Source organism: Mycobacterium sp. NGS33 (genome assembly GCF_059812885.1).
Genome location: NZ_JCALDN010000004.1, coordinates 318,302 through 334,752 on the forward strand (window position 1 = coordinate 318,302; position 16,451 = coordinate 334,752).

The window sequence follows — 16,451 nt, forward strand, 5'->3', positions numbered from 1 at the left end:
TCAGTGCTCGCCGGCCGAGTGACCGATTTGCATGTCCGAAACGCTTCGGTATGACGGGAACTCGAAGTCGGGGAAGGCGCAGATGTCACCGCGATCCCGAACCCGCTCTGACCAGTAACGCTGATCAGCGACCGAGGTGCAGGCGTAAATCTTCATATACGTTGCCGCGAAAGGGAACACGAAGCCATTGCCGACCGCCTGCCAGACGGCCGCCGCCACCCCGGGGGTTTCAACCCCTCGATAATCGTCCATTACGATCACGCCCCGTTCGCCCGTGTGAGCCACGGCGAGGCTGATGTCCTTGGCGACGCACTGGTAGGCGTGGCAACCGTCGATGTGGGCGAAGCGCAGTGACCGTTCCCCCAGATCAAGCGCCGATGACTCGCACACCTCCAGCGTTGGCCGGCGAGTGTGGAAACGATCCCAGTTGGCGAGGAACTGCTGCTCATCCAGGCCCGAGTACTCCTGGCGCGGCGCCTGCGCCACGTCGGCGTGATCCATCACGGCGCCGAACAGATCGCAGATCACCAGATCCTCGTCGTCACGCAGGCCGTAACCCATCAAGATGGCGGACTTGCCCTGGTATGCGCCGATCTCCAAAATGTCACCCTTGATGCCCTCGGCCGTCTGGCATGCGAGCAGCTTGCTGAAGAGCTCGACATCGGCCTCGAAGAACCAGCCGTCGACGTTGTTCATCTGCTCGGTGTAGAGGGCCCAGGCGGCATCGGTCATGACACGCTCCTGCGCATGAACTCCTCCAGTGCGGTTGTGGGCTCGCGAGATTTACGGCGGCCAAATTGGCGTCCGCGAGTTGACCGTATCAATTCTGCGTCCGGCCGCAATCGATGCGGGAAGAGGGGCGCATCGGGTCGGCCGCACCGTCGGGGCACCATGTCTCTCATGGTCGCCGTCTACCGCGCGCCGATGCGATCCCGCAACGATGCCGTCACGCCACAAGCCACCATCGATCGCGCTCGCCGGCTCGGCGTGTGCGGGTTTGGCCGACTTGTGACCAGTTCGGCCGAACAGGACCGGCTTGCCCGTCGGGTCGCCCGATTCGCCGACCTCGACGAAGGCTCCTTCGTGTGGACCCGCGACACGCACGGCTGGTTCTGGCTGGGCCGCATCTGCGGGCCTTATGGCTATGACGCCGGGGAAACAGCTAAGGCGGTGGATTTGGTGCACATACGACCCTGTGAGTGGCTGTCCATCCCAATCCTGGAACAGGACGCGCCAGCCGCCGTCATCGCCACCTTCAATCGGGGTGGACGGAACTTCCAGAAGATCCACAGCCCCTCGGTCGGTGTTGATACACAACGGATCTGGGATTTACGGATACATCGGCGGACCGAAACCTAGCGCGGCACGGCGGAGGCCGTATCGCGTCAACCCTCGTCGCGCAACCCGACCTCACCCGGGTGTACGCCCGTCTCCGGCCACCGAGAACGCGATGTTGAGGCCACCGCTCTTGGCATAGTGAATGTCCGGCGGGACGTTCATGGTCGAACCTTATGCCGCGTGGGCCACGCCCAAGGTGGACTGAGCCGATACGGTGCATTGCATGCGTCGTGTGGACTACGTCATTCACTACGTCGAGTCGCTCAGCCGGTCGGTGGCGTTTTACCGCGACGTGATCGGTCTTCGGGTGCGCATCGAGGGCGACGGCTACGTCGAGTTCGACATGGAGAACACGAAGTTCTCGCTCTTCGAACGCTCGAAGCTGCCGGAGCTCATAGGTCGCGACGGCGGAGAACCGCCCTGCGGCGAGATCGGCTTTCTGATCGACGACGTCGATGCCGAATCGGAACGGTTGCGCGGGCTCGGTGTCGAGATCCTCACCGGACCGGTGGATCGGCCATGGCACGAACGAACGCTGCACATCGCCGATCCGGACGGCAACATCATCGAGTTCGCCCAGAAGCTGCCGTGATCCTCGGCGTCGACCTCGGCAAGACGTCCTGCCGGGCCGCGGCGGGCGGCCGCAGGGCCGAGGGCGCGGGCGCGCCCGGCCTCGCGGCGCCGGGCGGTGTGCGGGCCGCAGAGGCGGCGATCCTGGCAGTCGCGCGAAATTTCGGCCCGGTCGACGAGGTGATGGTGGGCGCCGCCGGGGCACGGGCGGCGCCGGACGCGGCGCGCGCGCTGGGCGAGGCGTTGCTGAAATCGCTTGGAGCGCAACGCGTCGGAATCACCAGCGACGCCGTGATCGCGCATGCGGGTGCCCTGAGCGGCGAGCCGGGCGTCGTGCTGGTCGTCGGCACCGGCGTCGCGGCGCTCGCGATCGACGCGAACGGCGCGCTGCGCACCGCCGACGGGTGGGGTCCCTGGCTCGGCGACGAGGGCGGCGGCGCGTGGATCGGCGCCGCCGGGCTGCGCGCGGCGTTGCGCGCCCACGACGGACGTGGACCGTCCACCACGCTGCTCGACGCCGCCCGGGCCCGCTTCGGCGCTCCCGAGACCTGGCCCGCGCAGCTCACCGGCGCCGCCGCGGTCGCGTCGTTCGCGCCGCATGTATTGGCGGCGCGGGACGACGCCGCGGCGCTGGAGATTGTCAGCGCCGCCGCCGAGGCGCTCGCCGCCACCGCCCGCGCGGCCGGGGACGGTCCGGTCGCGATGGTCGGCGGACTGGCGGGAGTCCAGGCGCTGCGCGCCCAGCTCGACCTCATCCCGGCCGCGGGCGACGCGCTCGACGGCGCGCTGCGACTGCGAGCGATCCACGAGCCGCATCTGATTCGACTGCAGGCGGACCCGAAAGCCGTTGTCCCACAAGGCCTCGATGCGCTCGCCACCGAGGCGGTGCGGCCAGACCTTGACGATCTCGACGCGCGGCCCATCGCCGAGATCGTCGCGCTGCTCGTTGCCGCGGAGGCCGACGCGCACGGCGCGGTGGCCGAGGCGGTCCCGCGGATCGCGGCGGCGGCGCAAGCGATCGCCGCGCGGCTCGAACGCGGCGGACGCCTGATCTACGCCGGCGCCGGGACACCCGGACGGCTCGGGATGCTCGACGCGGCCGAGTGCGGGCCGACGTTCGGCACCGACCTGGTGCGCAGCGTGATCGCCGGCGGGCCAACGGCTTTGACCGAGGCGATCGAGGGTGCCGAGGATGCCTTCGATCCCGCCGATCTCGCGGACCTGACCGCCGCGGACGCGCTCGTCGGGATCACGGCCTCGGGCCGCACACCCTACGTGCTCGGAGCGCTTGAGCACGCCCGGGCACGGGGCGCGCTGACCGTCGCGATCGTCAACAACCCGGGCAGCGAGGCGTCCGCCGAGGTGGTGATCGAGCTGCTGACCGGGCCCGAGGTACTCGCCGGTTCCACGCGGCTCACCGCGGGCACGGCCCAGAAGGTGGTGCTCAACGCGCTCTCGACGAGCGTGATGATCGCGCTCGGCAAGGCGTATGGACCGCGGATGGTCGACGTGCGCGCGACCAACGCGAAGGTGCGCCGTCGGGCAGTGCGGATCGTCCGCGACGCGGCCGGTGTCGACGAGGAGACCGCGACCGCCGCGCTCGCCGCCGCGGGCGGTCACGCCAAGACCGCGATCGTCGCGTTGCTCGCGGGCGTCGACGCGACCGAGGCCGCCGCCCGGCTCGACCGGGCGCGCGGCCGCGTGCGGGACGCCCTGGCCGGAACATGAATGAAGCCCTCCGCGGGCCGTCGTCACACCCGTATCGTGAGGACCGTGTGTGAGCCAGCATGCTGCCGGCCGGCTCTGGTCAGCCGCCGCCAGCTATTAGCGCTCGGCGGCGGCGCCGGGGCGGCGGCCCTGCTCGGCGGCGCGCCTATCGCTGCGACCCCTCCCGCGACCTCGACGATGAGTGCGCGCCTGACCGCTACGACGTCGGCGCTGTTGCTCTGCCGCGACGCCTGGGGCGCCCGGCCGGCCCGCTCCGGGGGAAAGCGCCACACCATCACCCGGATGACACTGCACCACGAGGCCGTCGCCCTCGGCGAAAACCGCAATGCCCCAGGACATCTCCGCCAGGATCAGCGATACCACCAGGATCAGCACGGATGGATCGACATCGCCTATCACGTCGGCGTCGACCGCAACGGCAACATCTACGAACTGCGGAGCACCGAGATCGCCGGCGACACCGCGACGGACTACGACACCACCGGCCATTTCCTGGTCCTCTGCGAAGGAGATTTCGATCAGGAGGCCGTGCCGGAGGCCCAGCTCCAGGGCGCGGCCCGCGCATTCGCCTGGGCCGCCCAGAATTTTCACATTGCGGCCGACACGCTGGCGGGCCATCGGGACCTGGCCCAAACCTCGTGCCCGGGTCGCAACCTGTACGCCCACATCTCCTCGGGCGACCTCAAGCGCCGCATTGACGATCTCCTCGGCTCCGGCGGTGTGGATCTCCAGCGCTTCTGCGGCCCCGACGCGGCCGCACGGGTCGCATCCATCGAGGCAGGCAACTGACCGGCGCTCCCCGGCGACGAACGAGGGCAGATCGCGCAAAAAACGCCGCGGCGAACTACCTCCCAGGCGTACACTTCTCAGCTATGGCCAGGGGGAAGAAGGTCTTGTTAGCGCTGGTGCTCGCGTTCGCCGTCTCAACGACGACATCGAGCTGCGTTCCTCTCATCAACATCCCCACCTGCCCCGCAGGTGGCAGCTTCGTCGGCTGCTGATCAGTCGGCGACGCGCAGGCCCTTTCGCGCGTCGAGCTCCTCGTCGGTGACCGGTTCGAGCATCGGCCGCCCGGAGCTGTCATCACCCCGACCATGCATTCACCCGGGTGAGTAATGCGCCGCGGTGACCCGAACTCGTTGGCGCAAAAGAAGACTGAACGCCACTGATGTGTGAAACGAAGGCCGCTCACCCTCCACCCGAAACAGCCCCGATTCGGGACGATGGCGCGTATTCTGAGCGGTATGGTCAGGACCAAGACCAGGATCTGCGTGCATTGTGGCCACTCGTTCGATCCGAACGAGCGACCGCGTGACCTGTCCGATCCGGACTGGCTTCCGGCCGCATCGATCTATTGTTCGCATGATTGTAGTGACCGGTTCCATTGCGATATGGGGCATTGCTGCTCGGCCCACGCGAAGGAGAAGGCTCAGCGCGAAGCCGCCAGGGCGGGCCAGCGCAAATCGTAGGCCGTTCTGCGCCAACCACTTGACGCATCAATCGGCGGCTCGTGCCGCGCCGATGCTAGGTCTGCGAATCCGGAGCGACCGCGTGCCTTGGCTGGTACAACAGCGCACGAACCAACGGGCGCGGCCCGACGGACCGGAGCATCAGGCTGGCCGGGCGGACCCGTACCCGCTTCGGCCACCAGAACCAGCGTCCCATCACCGTCATGATCGACGGCGTGATGAGCGAGCGCACGACGAAGGTGTCGAACAGCAGACCGATGCCGATCGTCGTGCCGAACTGGCCGATTGCCCGCAGATCGCTGGTGATCATCGTGCCCATCGTGACGGCGAACACCACCCCGGCGGCGGTCACCACCGGGCCGGTCACACCCATGCCGCGGATCAGTCCTGTCTTCAGACCGGCTCCGATCTCCTCCTCGATGCGCGACACCAGCATCAGGTTGTAGTCGGATCCGACCGCCAGAAGCACGATCAACGCGAATTCTGTTGCCACCCAGTGCAACTGGAAATTAGCGAGGTGCTGCCAGATCAGCGTCGAGAACCCGAACGCCGCCCCTAGCGACATCACAATCGTGCCGACGATGACACCCGCCGCGACCAGAGCGCGGGTGACGATCACCATGATGATGAAGATGAGCACGATCGACGCGACCGCGGCGATCATCAGGTCGTACTTGGCTCCGTTGGCGATGTCGTAAAACGTTGCGGCCGTACCGCCGAGGTAGATGTCGGCGTTCTCCAACGACGTGAGTTTCAGCGCCTCCTTGGCCGCTTGGCGCTCCTGGTCGACGGACGCGATTCCCTTCGTCGTCGCCGGATCCACGGTGTGGGTGATGATGAAGCGCGCAGCCTTGCCGTCCGGCGACACCATCAAGCTCAACCCCAGCTGAAAGTCCGGGTTCTGGAAGATCTCGGGCGGCAGGTAGAACAGGCTCTCCACCTGAGAATCGTTGAACGACTTGCCCATCACGGCGTTCGTGTCGGTCAGCCGGTCGAACTGGTCGATCAGACTGTCGAACGAGCTGTAGATGGTCAGCGTCGTATCCCGGATCGACTTCGAGACAGCGATGTTCTCCGGGATGATCGCCAGCAACTCGCGGGTGGCCTTGGCCGTGTCGGTCAAGTCGCTGGTAAGGGCGTGGAACTTTTCGGCCAGCTGATCGAACCCGTCCAGGGCGTCGAACAGGCTTCGCAGCGACCAGCAGATCGGGATGTCGTAGCAGTGCTTCTCCCAGTAGAAGTAACTGCGAATCGGTCTCCAGAAATCGTCGAAATCCGCGATGTGGTCCCGGATCTCGTCCGTGATCGCCGCCGTCTCACCCGTGGTTTTCGAGCTGTCGTCCGCGGCGTTCGCGAGCTTCTGGGTCACCGCATACTGGCGCTCCAAGAGGGCGATCTGAGTGTCGAGGAAACCGGTGATCTTCTTGATGTCGCCGACACGGGCCTTCAGGTAATCAAGGTTGCTGCGGATCGGCGCGCTTTGCACGCTGAGCTGGAACGGAACGGATCCGTCTTGAATTGGCGGCCCGAGCGGTCTGGTAATGCTCTGCACCCGTTCGATGCCAGGCACCCGGAAGATCGCGCCGGCGACTTTGTCCAGGACCAGCATGTCCCGGGGATTGCGCAGATCGTGGTCGGATTCGATCATCAGCAGGTCCGGGTTCAGACGGGCCTGGGTGAAGTGTTGATCGGCCGCGTTGTACGCCTTCACCGAAGACGCGCTCTGCGGCAGGTAGTAGAGGTCGTTGTAGCGCGGGGTGAAGCCCATCAAGCCAATAGCGCCGACGATCGCCAGGATGACGGAGGTGGCGAGGATGGGCGCGGGCCACCGCACGATGGCGGTCGCCAGACGGCGCCACCGGGTGTAGTTGAACTCGCGCTTCGGGTCGAAAAGGCCGAAGCCGCTTGCGAAGGCGATCAGCGCCGGTGTCAGCGTGACCCCGGCGGCCACCACCACCAGCAGACCCACTGCGCACGGAAACGCCAACGAACTGAAGTACGGGAGCCGGGTGAATTTCAGACAGGCCAGCGCCCCGACGATCGTCAACCCCGAGCCCAGCACCACCTTGGTGACACCGGCGAACGTGTCGTAGTAGGCCGCCTCGCGGTCCAGCCCCCGTTCGCGGCCCTCTTGGTAGCGGCCGACCATGAATATCGCGTAGTCGGTACCCGCCGCGATGGCCAGTGCCGTCAGCAAGTTCACGGCGAAGGTCGACAGCCCCATGATGCCGGTCTCGCCGAGCAGCGCCACGACGCCACGGCCGGTGGCCAATCCGACGAACAGGATGACCATCGTCAGCAGCACCGTGCCGATGGATCGATAGACGAACATCAGCATGATCGCGATGATGATGATGGTGATGATCGTCATCTTGGCCAGGCTCGCGTCGCCGACGACGATCGTGTCGGCGGTCAGGGCTCCCTGACCGGCGACGTAGGCCTTCACCCCCGCCGGCGGTTTCGAGTCCGCGACGATCTTGCGAACCGCGGCAACCGATTTGTCGCCGACGGCCCCGCCCTGGTCACCGCGCAGGTTGACCTGGACGTAGGCGGCCTTGTGGTCGTAGCTCTCGACACCGGATGCTGTGAATCGCTGCCCCCAGAAATTCAGCGCATGCTCGACGTGTGGGTCATGCTGCAGCTTGTTGACCAGATCGTCGTAAAACCGGTGAGCGTCCTCGCCGAGAGGTTTGTCACCGACCAATGTCACCAGGACGAGGTTGTCGGAGTCGTACTCCTTGAATTTCTCCCCGATGCGCTTCATCCCGGTCACCGACGGCGCGTCGGACGGCGAGAGCGGCACCGAGACCTCCTCGGCAACCTTCTCCAGCTGTGGAACGAATACGTTGACGCCCACCGCGATCAGCAGCCAGATCACGACGATCGGCAGCGCCAGCACGCGCATGGTGCGGGCGATCCGTGGTTTGTGCTCAACGTTGGTGGGTTGCGCGACCGGGATTCTGTCGGTGTCGCTCGTGTCGTCGCTCACGCGGACTTGTCCAAGCAGGAAACTTGCGCGTTGCGGTTGGTGGCCTGCTGTTGATCGACCAACTTGCCGTCGACGGTGATACGGCAGCCGATGAAGGGACTGTCACCCTGGGCGACGACATAGGCGAAGATGCCGGGCATCTGCGCGACGATCGTCTTCGACCACGGCAAGGTGGTGAAGTCCGCCTTCTGCGGCAGCGACTCCGCATCCATCCAGTTCACGACGCCGGTCGTCCCGGGCGGCCCCAGGATTTCGTAGACGGCGGTCTTGGCCGCATATGGCGGGGTGGCATCCCGCGGATCGGGCTTGGGCAGGCCGGGTCCCGGGAAAACGCCATTGAGACGAATCACTGCGACGCCTCCGACGATCAGTGCAACGATCACCACCAGCGGAACCCATGCCCGCTTGAGCAGCGTCAACACCGCGACCCCCGATTCGGAATGCCCGACCGGCTGATATTAAGGCATCTCTTCGCTTCCGCCACGGCTAGCCGAACGCCGCAGCGGTCGAGTTGATTCCCGGGGTGGCCGCCAGATCGACGCGTGACATGGCCCACATCGTTGTTGGTGGTGACATCGCGCGCAGTGCGGATCTGAGGGCCGCGGCCGAGCCGACCGCGGGCGTCGCGGTGACTTCGCGCAACGGTCGGCGCATGGTCGGCGAGGAGCTGACCGCCAAGGAGCTGGAGGTTCTTCGCTTGCCGCCCACGGGTTATCGCAATCTGAAATCGGTGCGCGGCTGTATGTTTCGCTCAATACCGTGAAGACGCGCGAGAACTCGGTCTGCTGTAGTTCGCGCGGACTTTCGATACAAATCGACGGCTCCGGCGGCGAGGATGCCGGAAATTGGAACCGACGCTATACCAATGCTTTTGGCTTTACGTCTCGTTGCCGTTCGGTGCACTGCCCGGAGCCGCCGGGCTTGTGGGACTCGTCGAGGTCGCGGGACTCGTTGTGGTCGTAGGACTCGTCGGCCTCACGGGGCTCGTCGGAGTCGTCGGACTCGTAGGACTCGTGGGAGTCGTGGGAGTCGTCGGCGTGGTGCTCGCAAGGCCCGGGCCTTCGCCACACCAGTCCGCCACATCTTTCGGGTACTGCTCGAGCGGCGGAGGGCAGCGCTGCCCCGGCGGGAAGTTGGCACCGGCGTTGAGCAAGTCGCAGGGCACGTAGACCTGTTTGCCTTTAGGAGTGTTGGTCAGACATTTCGTCGGCGGCTCGCCGTGCGCCTCGACCGGAATGATGGCCGCTGCCACCACCGACACCACCGCACCGAACACCCAAGCGAAACGGCGAGAGGTCATGAGTGCTCCTTGCGATGCGGTCTCGGGCGTGCACGACATGACGCCGTCGTCGTATGACGATTAAAGCCGCTCACCCCGGGCATCAGCCAACCATAGGGCTGGCAATGACCGGCACATTCTGTTGTGGAGCTGCCGGGAATCGAACCCGGGTCCTACGGCATTCCCTCAAGACTTCTCCGTGCGCAGTTCGCTATGCCTCTACTCGGATCTCCTGGTCACGCGAACAAGCCAGGATGACGATCCCAGTCGCTGTTGGTGTCCCGATAAGTCCCGCGACCGGACTCATCGGTGGATCCCTCTAGCTGACGCCAGGGTCCGGGTCGAGGGCTTTCCCGGTCTGACGGACTAGCTGTCGCTTAGGCAGCGAGAGCGTAGTCGCGCTGATGTGAATCGGCGCTTATCTGTTTGCAACGACGCTTACGGTGGTCAGTTGCCTGCACCGGCACGCTTCCCTTGATTCGATGCGCGAAGTCGAAACCTTTCAGCCCCTCGCACCCCACCGACTTTCGGCAGGAATATCAATGGTACCTGCCTATCAACCAGCGGCAACGGGATTGTCTTCCCGCCGGGCTGCGATCAGATCACGAAGTTGAGGTGCTCGACGACCTGGGCGGCCACGGCTTTGTCGCCGTCGAGGTCCACGTCCTGGGGGCGGGCGGGACACAGCGGGCGGCCACCGGCGAGCCTGGTGAACTGCAGACCGTCCAGCCGGATCGTCGCGGTCGGCGCCTGGCCGCCGAAGTCGTCGACCACCGCGGCCCGGCCGTCGACGCTGACCCGGATGGTGCGGGCCAGCGGGCCGGTGAGGTCGAACTGGATGCGTGAACCCGCGGGCGCTTTGGCCAGTTTGCCCACCACGTAACCCATCGTCGCGGCGATCTCGTCGACGGCAAGGGACGCCGCGGGGCCGGCGAGCTCGTCATCCGACGGCGGCCGCCCCAACGCCACCCGCATGTCTTCTTCGTGCATCCAGCAGTCGAACACCCGGATCCGCATGAAACGTCCGTAGGAGTCCGGGCCGGTCGGCGTCATCGTCACCGCGTCCCAGTCGTCGCCGGACATCTTCGTCAGCGCGTCGCGCCGATCGGTGGTGATCGCCCGGAAGCTCTCTAGTACGTCGGCGTCGGCGTGCGCACTCAGATGACGCACCCAGCACTCGTTCATCACGCCGACGTCATTGCGCACGTGCTCCAACGCGGAGACGTCGACATCGGGCTGGGGCGCGGCGATGCCGGCGAGGAACGACTCCGTGCCGATCATGTGTGACACCAGGGCCTTGACGTCCCAGCCCGGCAGCGGGCTGGGCGCCCGCCATTGCGCTTCGGAGAGCCCGGTCAACAGCGCGTCGATGTCGTCCCACACCGCGAACAGACCCGCGAGCACGGTGGACTTGTCGAGTCTGGTGACGGGGCGATGGGCCATGCTACGGATCGTAGGCCGTCAGGCCGAGGCGATCATCGCCACGGAGCCCATGGCGAGCACCATGCCGATCCCCTGCAAGCGGGTCACCCGCTCGCGCAGTACCACCATGGCCAGCACGACCGTCGCGGCCGGATACAGCGAAATCAGGATGCTGGCCAAGGACAGCAGCCAGGTGTGCAGGGCCGCCAGCATGGTGATGTTGGCGAAGATGTCGAGCACGGCGACGGCGATGGCCAATTTCAGCGGGCGTCCCCGCGGCATCGCCAGGTTCCGGCTGGTTTTGGCCATGGCGAACACGACCAGGCTGGCCGCGACCCGGGCGAAGACCAGCGGCCAGAGCTTGCACACATGCGGCGCCTGGTGCAGAAACACCAGGTTCAACCCCATCGCCGAACCCGCAACCACTGTGAGCCAGGCCACTTTTGGAGTAAACCGGTACGGCGTGCCCTCCACCGGAGCCTCGCGGCTGACGAGCATCACCGCGCCGAGCGCCAGCACGACGCCCACCAGGGCCGCTTGCCCGGGCCGCTCCCCCAACGCCATGCCCACCGCGACGGGCACCGCCGCGTTGAGGACGGCCGCCAACGGCGAGACCACCGAAATCGGGCCGGAGCCCAGCGCCGCGAAGAACGCCCACATGCCGAACGCCATGCCGATGCCATACAGGCAACCCCACAGAACGGCACCGACATGGATGGGCCCGCCGACGAACACGGCCATCACGCCCAGCAACAGCGTCTCGATCGGGTAGGCGACCAGCATTACGCGCAGCGCGGCCACTCGCCGCGCTGCCACGCCGCCCACGAAATCGCTGACGCCGTACGTAACGGCCGACAGCTGGGCGTAAGCCGCCCCGATCAGGTCATGCCCTTTGCTCGACGTCCCATTTCCCGGACCACCTCACGCTGTGCATCACGTTGCGCCATGTCCTGGCGCTTGTCATAAGCCCTTTTACCGCGCGCGAGGGCCAGTTCGACTTTGACCTTGCCCTCGGAGAAATACAGCGACAGCGGCATCAAGGCGAGGTTACCATCTCGTATCTTGCCCACCAGCCTGTCGATTTGTTGCCTATGTAACAACAACTTTCGGTCGCGACGGGGTTCATGGTTGGTCCAGCTACCGTGCTGATACTCGGGAATGTACAAGTTACGCAACCAGACTTCGCCGTCGTCGATCGTTGCGAACGCGTCAGCTAACGATGCTTGGCCCAGCCGAAGGCTTTTCACCTCGGTGCCTTGCAAAGACACTCCGGCCTCGAACAACTCGATGATCGAATAGTTATGCCGCGCTTTGCGATTGGTGGCAATAACTTGTTTGCTGCCACCTTTGCCGCCCGCCGCCTTGGCTCGGCCGGAACCCTTCGCCACAGCTACCGCCGGATATAGAGGCGCAAGGTCGCGTAGGCCGTCACCGCCGCCATCGACACGCCGAGCAGGAACAACCACGGCGAGATATAGAGGATGTCGGCGTAATCGACCTTGGCGATCAGGTGAGCTTGATAGAACTGGCTCAGCGCGTTGTCCAGGAACAATGCGCGGACCAACATGAGTCCGAGCACGGCGATCGCGACACCGATGGACGCGGCCAGCATCGCTTCCACCAGGAAGGGCAGCTGCGTGTACCACCGGCTGGCGCCGACCAGCCGCATGATGCCGATCTCGGTGCGCCGGGTGTACGCCGCAACCTGCACCATGTTGGCGATCAACAGGATCGCCCCGACCGCCTGCACCAGCGCGACGGCGAACGCGGCGTCACGCAGGCCGTCCAACACCGCGAACAGCCGGTCGATGAGGTCCTTCTCATTGAGGATGCTGCGCACGCCGGGCTGACCCTGCATCGCGGCATCGAATTCCGCGTGCTGTTCGGGATTGTTCAGCTTGACGATGAACGACGCGGGAAACGAGTCCTTGCCCGCCACGTCTTTGAACTCCGGGAACTTCTTGATGGCATCGTTGTAGGCATCCTGACGGTTGACGAAGCGCACCGATTTGACGTCTTGGCGTGCATCGATCTTCTCGCGCAACCCCTTACACGGCGCGGACGCACACGTCGTGTCATTGGCCGAGATGTCATCGGTCAGGAACACCTGCGTCTCGACGCGGTCGAGATAGATCTCCCGCGAGTTGTCGGCCAGCCGAACCACCAGCAGACCGCCGCCGAACAGGCCGATGGAGATCGCGGTCGTCAGGATCATCGCGGCCGTCATGGTGACGTTGCGGCGAAGCCCGGTCAGAACCTCGTTGAGTAGGAAACCGAAGCGCACTTAGCGGTCCATCCCATAGATGCCGCGCTGCTCGTCGCGAACCAGCCTGCCCAGCGACAGCTCGACGACGCGCTGGCGCATCGAGTCGACAATGTGGTGGTCGTGCGTCGCCATCAGCACCGTCGTCCCCGTGCGGTTGATCCGCTCCAACAAATCCATGATGTCCTTACTGGTGTCTGGGTCGAGGTTGCCCGTCGGCTCGTCCGCCAGCAGGACCAGGGGCCGGTTGACGAACGCGCGGGCGATCGCCACCCGCTGCTGCTCACCACCGGAAAGCTCGTGGGGCAATCGATTGGCTTTGCCGGACAGACCGACGGTTTCCAGCACGTCTGGCACCACCCGATTGATCGCGTCGGATCGTTTGCCGATCACTTCCAACGCGAACGCCACGTTTTCGTACACCGTCTTTTGCTGCAGCAGGCGGAAGTCCTGAAAAACGCAGCCGATGACCTGGCGCAGCTTCGGGACGTGACGACCGCGCAGCTTGTTGACGTGGAACTTTGACACCCGCACGTCGCCGCTGGTCGGGTTCTCCGCGCCGAGCAACAGCCGCATGAACGTGGACTTGCCCGACCCCGACGGGCCGATCAGGAAGACGAATTCACCCTTGTCGATCTTGACGTTGACGTCCTCCAGCGCCGGACGCGCCGACGCTTTGTACTTCTTGCTGACATGGTCCAGGGTGATCATCACGGCACGCCAGTGTAGCGGTGAATTTCGCTGGCAGGCGAAGTCAACTGGCCGGTGGCGGCGAACTCGGCACCGGGCCGGGCCCCGGCTGCGGTTGCTGCGGCGTCGGGGTCGCCGGGCTTGAGCTGGGCGGGCAGAACGGCGCCGGCAGGATGCACGGCAGCTGCGGCAGCTGGAAGGGCGGCGTCGTCGTCGTGGTCGTCGTCGTGGTCGTCGTCACCGGTGGTGGCGGCGGTGGCGGGGGTGGCGGCGGCGGCGCACTCGTCGGGGTCGGCGTGTAAGTGACGGTCGCCGGAGGCGCCTGCACGCGGCTGCGCGGCACCCACGTGTAGTTGGGGTCCGGAACGAAGCCCGGCGGCACTACCTGCTGCGCCGGCGGCTTGGGCGCCGGTTGCGGGCGGTAGGTGTCATACACCCACCACGCCAGGAAGAAAGCGATGATCAACACGAGCGTCGACGTGCGCAGCCGCCCGCCGAACACGTAATTCGGCCAGTGATGCTCCGCATCCGTGTCGTCGCCGTCGCCGCGCTTCTCGAGGATGTTCAGGGTGAACTTCAACGCTGCTGCCCCGCACCTTGGACTTCATCGTCGGTTCGCTGTTCGGCGGCCGCCTGGGCGGCCGGCACCGAGGGGTCTTCCACCAAGCCGACCGTCGCGTCCGCCGCGGTCACGATCCCGACGCGGGCCAGCGCCCGGATGACCAGAACGCGCAGCTGCCGGCCGACCTCGAACTGCTTGCCGGGCAGCGTGCGGGCCACCATGCGCAGGGTGACCGTGTCGAGCTCGATGCTCTCCACACCCATCACGGTGGGTGCATCCAGCAACAATTGGCCCAGCACCGGGTTGTCCATCGCGCGCTCGCATTCCTGATGCAGGACTTCGTTGACCCGGTTCAGGTCGGAGTTGGTCGACACCGGGATGTCCACCACCGCGCGTGCCCAGTCCTTGGACAGGTTGACCACCTTGACGATCTGCCCATTGGGAATGGTCAACACCTCGCCATCCGGTGAGCGCAGTCGGGTGACCCGTAGCGTCACGTTCTCGACCGTGCCGGTCGCGTCCGTCGCGGACACGACGGTGATGGTCACCAGGTCACCGAACCCGTACTGGCGTTCCACCAGGATGAAGAAGCCGGACAGCAGGTCCCTGACCAACTGTTGCGCGCCGAAACCGAGCGCCGCGCCGACCACGGTGGCCGGCGCGACCAGTCCCCCTATCGAGAACTGCAGTATCTCGGCAATCTGCATCATCACCCAGATGCCGATGATGACGACCGACACCCACGAGATCACCGACGCCACGGCCTGGCGGTGTTTCGATGCCTCCGAGCGCACCAGCGCGTCGCTTTCGGCGAAGCCCAGGTTCAGCTGATGCGTCACCTGCTGCGCCACCCAGTTGACGAACCGGGCCGCCAGCACCGCGGCAATCAGGACCATGGCGATCCGCAGACCCCTGGCGATAATCCACTCACCGAGCTCGCCCCGCCAGAAGTCGTGCCAGCGGTGCGTCATCGATGTGGCGAGAAAACTTGTGTTATTCGTCATCTTTTCGGTTGCGCCAACGAATTCCCGCTTCCAGGAATCCGTCGATGTCTCCATCCAGGACGGCCGCAGGGTTGCCAACCTCGTACTCGGTTCGCAGGTCCTTGACCATCTGATAGGGCTGCAAAACGTAGGAGCGCATCTGATTGCCCCACGAGCTGCCACCTTCGCCTTTTAACGCGTCTAGTTCAGCGCGTTCTTCGGATCGCTTGCGTTCCAACAACTTTGCCTGAAGCACTCGCATCGCCGAGATCTTGTTCTGCAACTGCGATTTTTCGTTCTGGCAAGTCACGACGATACCCGTTGGAATATGCGTTAAACGTACCGCAGAGTCGGTGGTGTTCACCGATTGGCCTCCGGGGCCACTCGAACGGTAAACATCAACGCGCACATCGCCTTCCGGTATGTCGATGTGGTCGGTGGTTTCCACCACCGGGAGCACCTCGACTTCAGCGAATGACGTCTGGCGCCGGCTCTGGTTGTCAAACGGGCTGATTCGCACCAGCCGGTGGGTGCCCTGCTCCACCGACAGCGTGCCGTAGGCGAACGGCGCGTGCACGGCGAACGTCGCGCTCTTGATGCCGGCCTCTTCGGCGTACGACGTGTCGAACACCTCGACCGGATACTTGTGCTGCTCGGCCCACCGGATGTACATCCGCATCAGCATCTCGGCCCAGTCGGCGGCGTCCACGCCGCCCGCGCCGGAGCGAATGGTGACCAGCGCCTCGCGTTCGTCGTACTCCCCCGACAGCAGGGTCCGCACCTCGGTGGCCTCGATGTCGGCGCGCAGCGCCTTCAGCTCGGCGTCCGCCTCGGCCATTGCGTCGGCGGCACCTTCCCCCTCCTCCGCCGCCAGCTCGTAGAGCACCGGCAGATCGTCCAGGCGCCCGCGCAGCTCCTCGACCCTGCGCAGCTCACCCTGGGCGTGGGACAACTCGCTGGTCACCCGCTGGGCGCGCGCTTGGTCATCCCACAGTTGGGGATCGGATGCCTCGTGTTCGAGCTTCTCGATGCGCTTGCGCAGACCGTCCACATCGAGCACCCGCTCCACCGTGGTCAGGGTGGCGTCGAGTGCGGCGATATCGGCTTGACGGTCGGGTTCCACAGCCGACCACGTTACCCGGGGCGTTCCGGGCCGCT

The 16,451-nt window shown here is 65.7% G+C and carries 17 protein-coding genes, 1 other RNA gene and 1 pseudogene; 6 read left to right on the top strand and 13 right to left on the bottom strand.

From position 1 onward, the window contains the following. Window positions 1–732 (bottom strand): class I SAM-dependent methyltransferase, encoded by a 732-nt coding sequence (locus AC5Y5B_RS11790; RefSeq protein ID WP_112634790.1) that lies wholly within the window; start codon window positions 730–732, stop codon window positions 1–3. Window positions 733–900: 168 nt separating this feature from the next. Between AC5Y5B_RS11790 and AC5Y5B_RS11795 the strand changes: the two genes are divergently transcribed. The 5 genes and pseudogenes from AC5Y5B_RS11795 (at window position 901) to AC5Y5B_RS11815 (ending at window position 4,425) form a co-directional block, all read left to right on the top strand. Next, a complete protein-coding gene (locus AC5Y5B_RS11795; protein WP_112634789.1) occupies window positions 901–1,359 on the top strand; it encodes a GAF domain-containing protein in 459 nt (152 codons plus the stop codon). A gap of 202 nt (window positions 1,360–1,561) precedes the next feature. Beyond that, complete coding sequence (locus AC5Y5B_RS11800) at window positions 1,562–1,930, top strand: VOC family protein (RefSeq protein WP_112634788.1); 369 nt, start codon at window positions 1,562–1,564, stop codon at window positions 1,928–1,930. Beyond that, a pseudogene (locus tag AC5Y5B_RS11805) lies at window positions 1,858–2,646 on the top strand (BadF/BadG/BcrA/BcrD ATPase family protein); the annotation flags it as partial. The gene AC5Y5B_RS11800 and the pseudogene AC5Y5B_RS11805, both read left to right, overlap by 73 nt. Before the next feature lie 87 nt (window positions 2,647–2,733). After that, window positions 2,734–3,636 (top strand): N-acetylmuramic acid 6-phosphate etherase, encoded by a 903-nt coding sequence (gene murQ / locus AC5Y5B_RS11810; RefSeq protein WP_430919940.1) that lies wholly within the window; start codon window positions 2,734–2,736, stop codon window positions 3,634–3,636. A gap of 45 nt (window positions 3,637–3,681) precedes the next feature. After that, window positions 3,682–4,425 carry an N-acetylmuramoyl-L-alanine amidase gene (locus AC5Y5B_RS11815; protein WP_289176496.1) on the top strand — a complete coding sequence of 248 codons (744 nt, stop codon included), beginning with the start codon at window positions 3,682–3,684 and terminating at the stop codon, window positions 4,423–4,425. Between the two features lie 735 nt (window positions 4,426–5,160). Here the strand turns inward: AC5Y5B_RS11815 and AC5Y5B_RS11820 are convergent. Together AC5Y5B_RS11820 and AC5Y5B_RS11825 are read right to left on the bottom strand one after the other, a co-directional pair. After that, window positions 5,161–8,094 (bottom strand): MMPL/RND family transporter, encoded by a 2,934-nt coding sequence (locus AC5Y5B_RS11820; protein WP_500005380.1) that lies wholly within the window; start codon window positions 8,092–8,094, stop codon window positions 5,161–5,163. Further along, entirely contained in the window at window positions 8,091–8,513 is a 423-nt protein-coding gene (locus tag AC5Y5B_RS11825) for an MmpS family transport accessory protein (RefSeq protein ID WP_205869198.1), read from the bottom strand. The genes AC5Y5B_RS11820 and AC5Y5B_RS11825 overlap by 4 nt, the downstream gene beginning before the upstream one ends. 128 nt (window positions 8,514–8,641) lie before the next feature. Between AC5Y5B_RS11825 and AC5Y5B_RS11830 the strand changes: the two genes are divergently transcribed. After that, window positions 8,642–8,857, top strand: a complete 216-nt coding sequence (locus AC5Y5B_RS11830) for a hypothetical protein (RefSeq protein WP_205869197.1) — start codon at window positions 8,642–8,644, stop codon at window positions 8,855–8,857. A gap of 94 nt (window positions 8,858–8,951) precedes the next feature. Here the strand turns inward: AC5Y5B_RS11830 and AC5Y5B_RS11835 are convergent, their stop codons facing one another. From AC5Y5B_RS11835 to prfB, 10 genes are all read right to left on the bottom strand, one after another. Continuing rightward, on the bottom strand, window positions 8,952–9,164 hold the full coding sequence (locus tag AC5Y5B_RS11835) for a hypothetical protein (RefSeq protein ID WP_165821865.1): 213 nt from the start codon (window positions 9,162–9,164) through the stop codon (window positions 8,952–8,954). Between the two features lie 351 nt (window positions 9,165–9,515). Continuing rightward, window positions 9,516–9,883: a transfer-messenger RNA gene (gene ssrA, locus AC5Y5B_RS11840) on the bottom strand. Between the two features lie 87 nt (window positions 9,884–9,970). Beyond that, window positions 9,971–10,816 carry a maleylpyruvate isomerase family mycothiol-dependent enzyme gene (locus AC5Y5B_RS11845; protein WP_500005381.1) on the bottom strand — a complete coding sequence of 282 codons (846 nt, stop codon included), beginning with the start codon at window positions 10,814–10,816 and terminating at the stop codon, window positions 9,971–9,973. 18 nt (window positions 10,817–10,834) lie between these two features. Next, on the bottom strand, window positions 10,835–11,677 hold the full coding sequence (locus AC5Y5B_RS11850; protein ID WP_500005397.1) for an EamA family transporter: 843 nt from the start codon (window positions 11,675–11,677) through the stop codon (window positions 10,835–10,837). Next, window positions 11,674–12,183, bottom strand: coding sequence for an SsrA-binding protein SmpB (gene smpB, locus AC5Y5B_RS11855; RefSeq protein ID WP_112634715.1), 510 nt, complete (start codon window positions 12,181–12,183; stop codon window positions 11,674–11,676). The genes AC5Y5B_RS11850 and smpB overlap by 4 nt, the downstream gene beginning before the upstream one ends. A gap of 2 nt (window positions 12,184–12,185) precedes the next feature. After that, a complete protein-coding gene (gene ftsX / locus AC5Y5B_RS11860) occupies window positions 12,186–13,079 on the bottom strand; it encodes a permease-like cell division protein FtsX (RefSeq protein ID WP_066879255.1) in 894 nt (297 codons plus the stop codon). After that, on the bottom strand, window positions 13,080–13,769 hold the full coding sequence (ftsE, locus tag AC5Y5B_RS11865; protein ID WP_112634714.1) for a cell division ATP-binding protein FtsE: 690 nt from the start codon (window positions 13,767–13,769) through the stop codon (window positions 13,080–13,082). A gap of 43 nt (window positions 13,770–13,812) precedes the next feature. Further along, window positions 13,813–14,328, bottom strand: coding sequence for an Rv3103c family proline-rich protein (locus tag AC5Y5B_RS11870; protein ID WP_500005382.1), 516 nt, complete (start codon window positions 14,326–14,328; stop codon window positions 13,813–13,815). After that, window positions 14,325–15,314: a mechanosensitive ion channel family protein gene (locus AC5Y5B_RS11875; RefSeq protein WP_240631842.1), complete on the bottom strand. Its 990-nt coding sequence runs from the start codon at window positions 15,312–15,314 to the stop codon at window positions 14,325–14,327. Before AC5Y5B_RS11875 ends, AC5Y5B_RS11870 begins: the two co-directional genes overlap by 4 nt. Further along, a complete protein-coding gene (gene prfB, locus AC5Y5B_RS11880) occupies window positions 15,304–16,416 on the bottom strand; it encodes a peptide chain release factor 2 (RefSeq protein WP_112634711.1) in 1,113 nt (370 codons plus the stop codon). The genes AC5Y5B_RS11875 and prfB overlap by 11 nt, the downstream gene beginning before the upstream one ends. Window positions 16,417–16,451 lie beyond the last annotated feature (35 nt).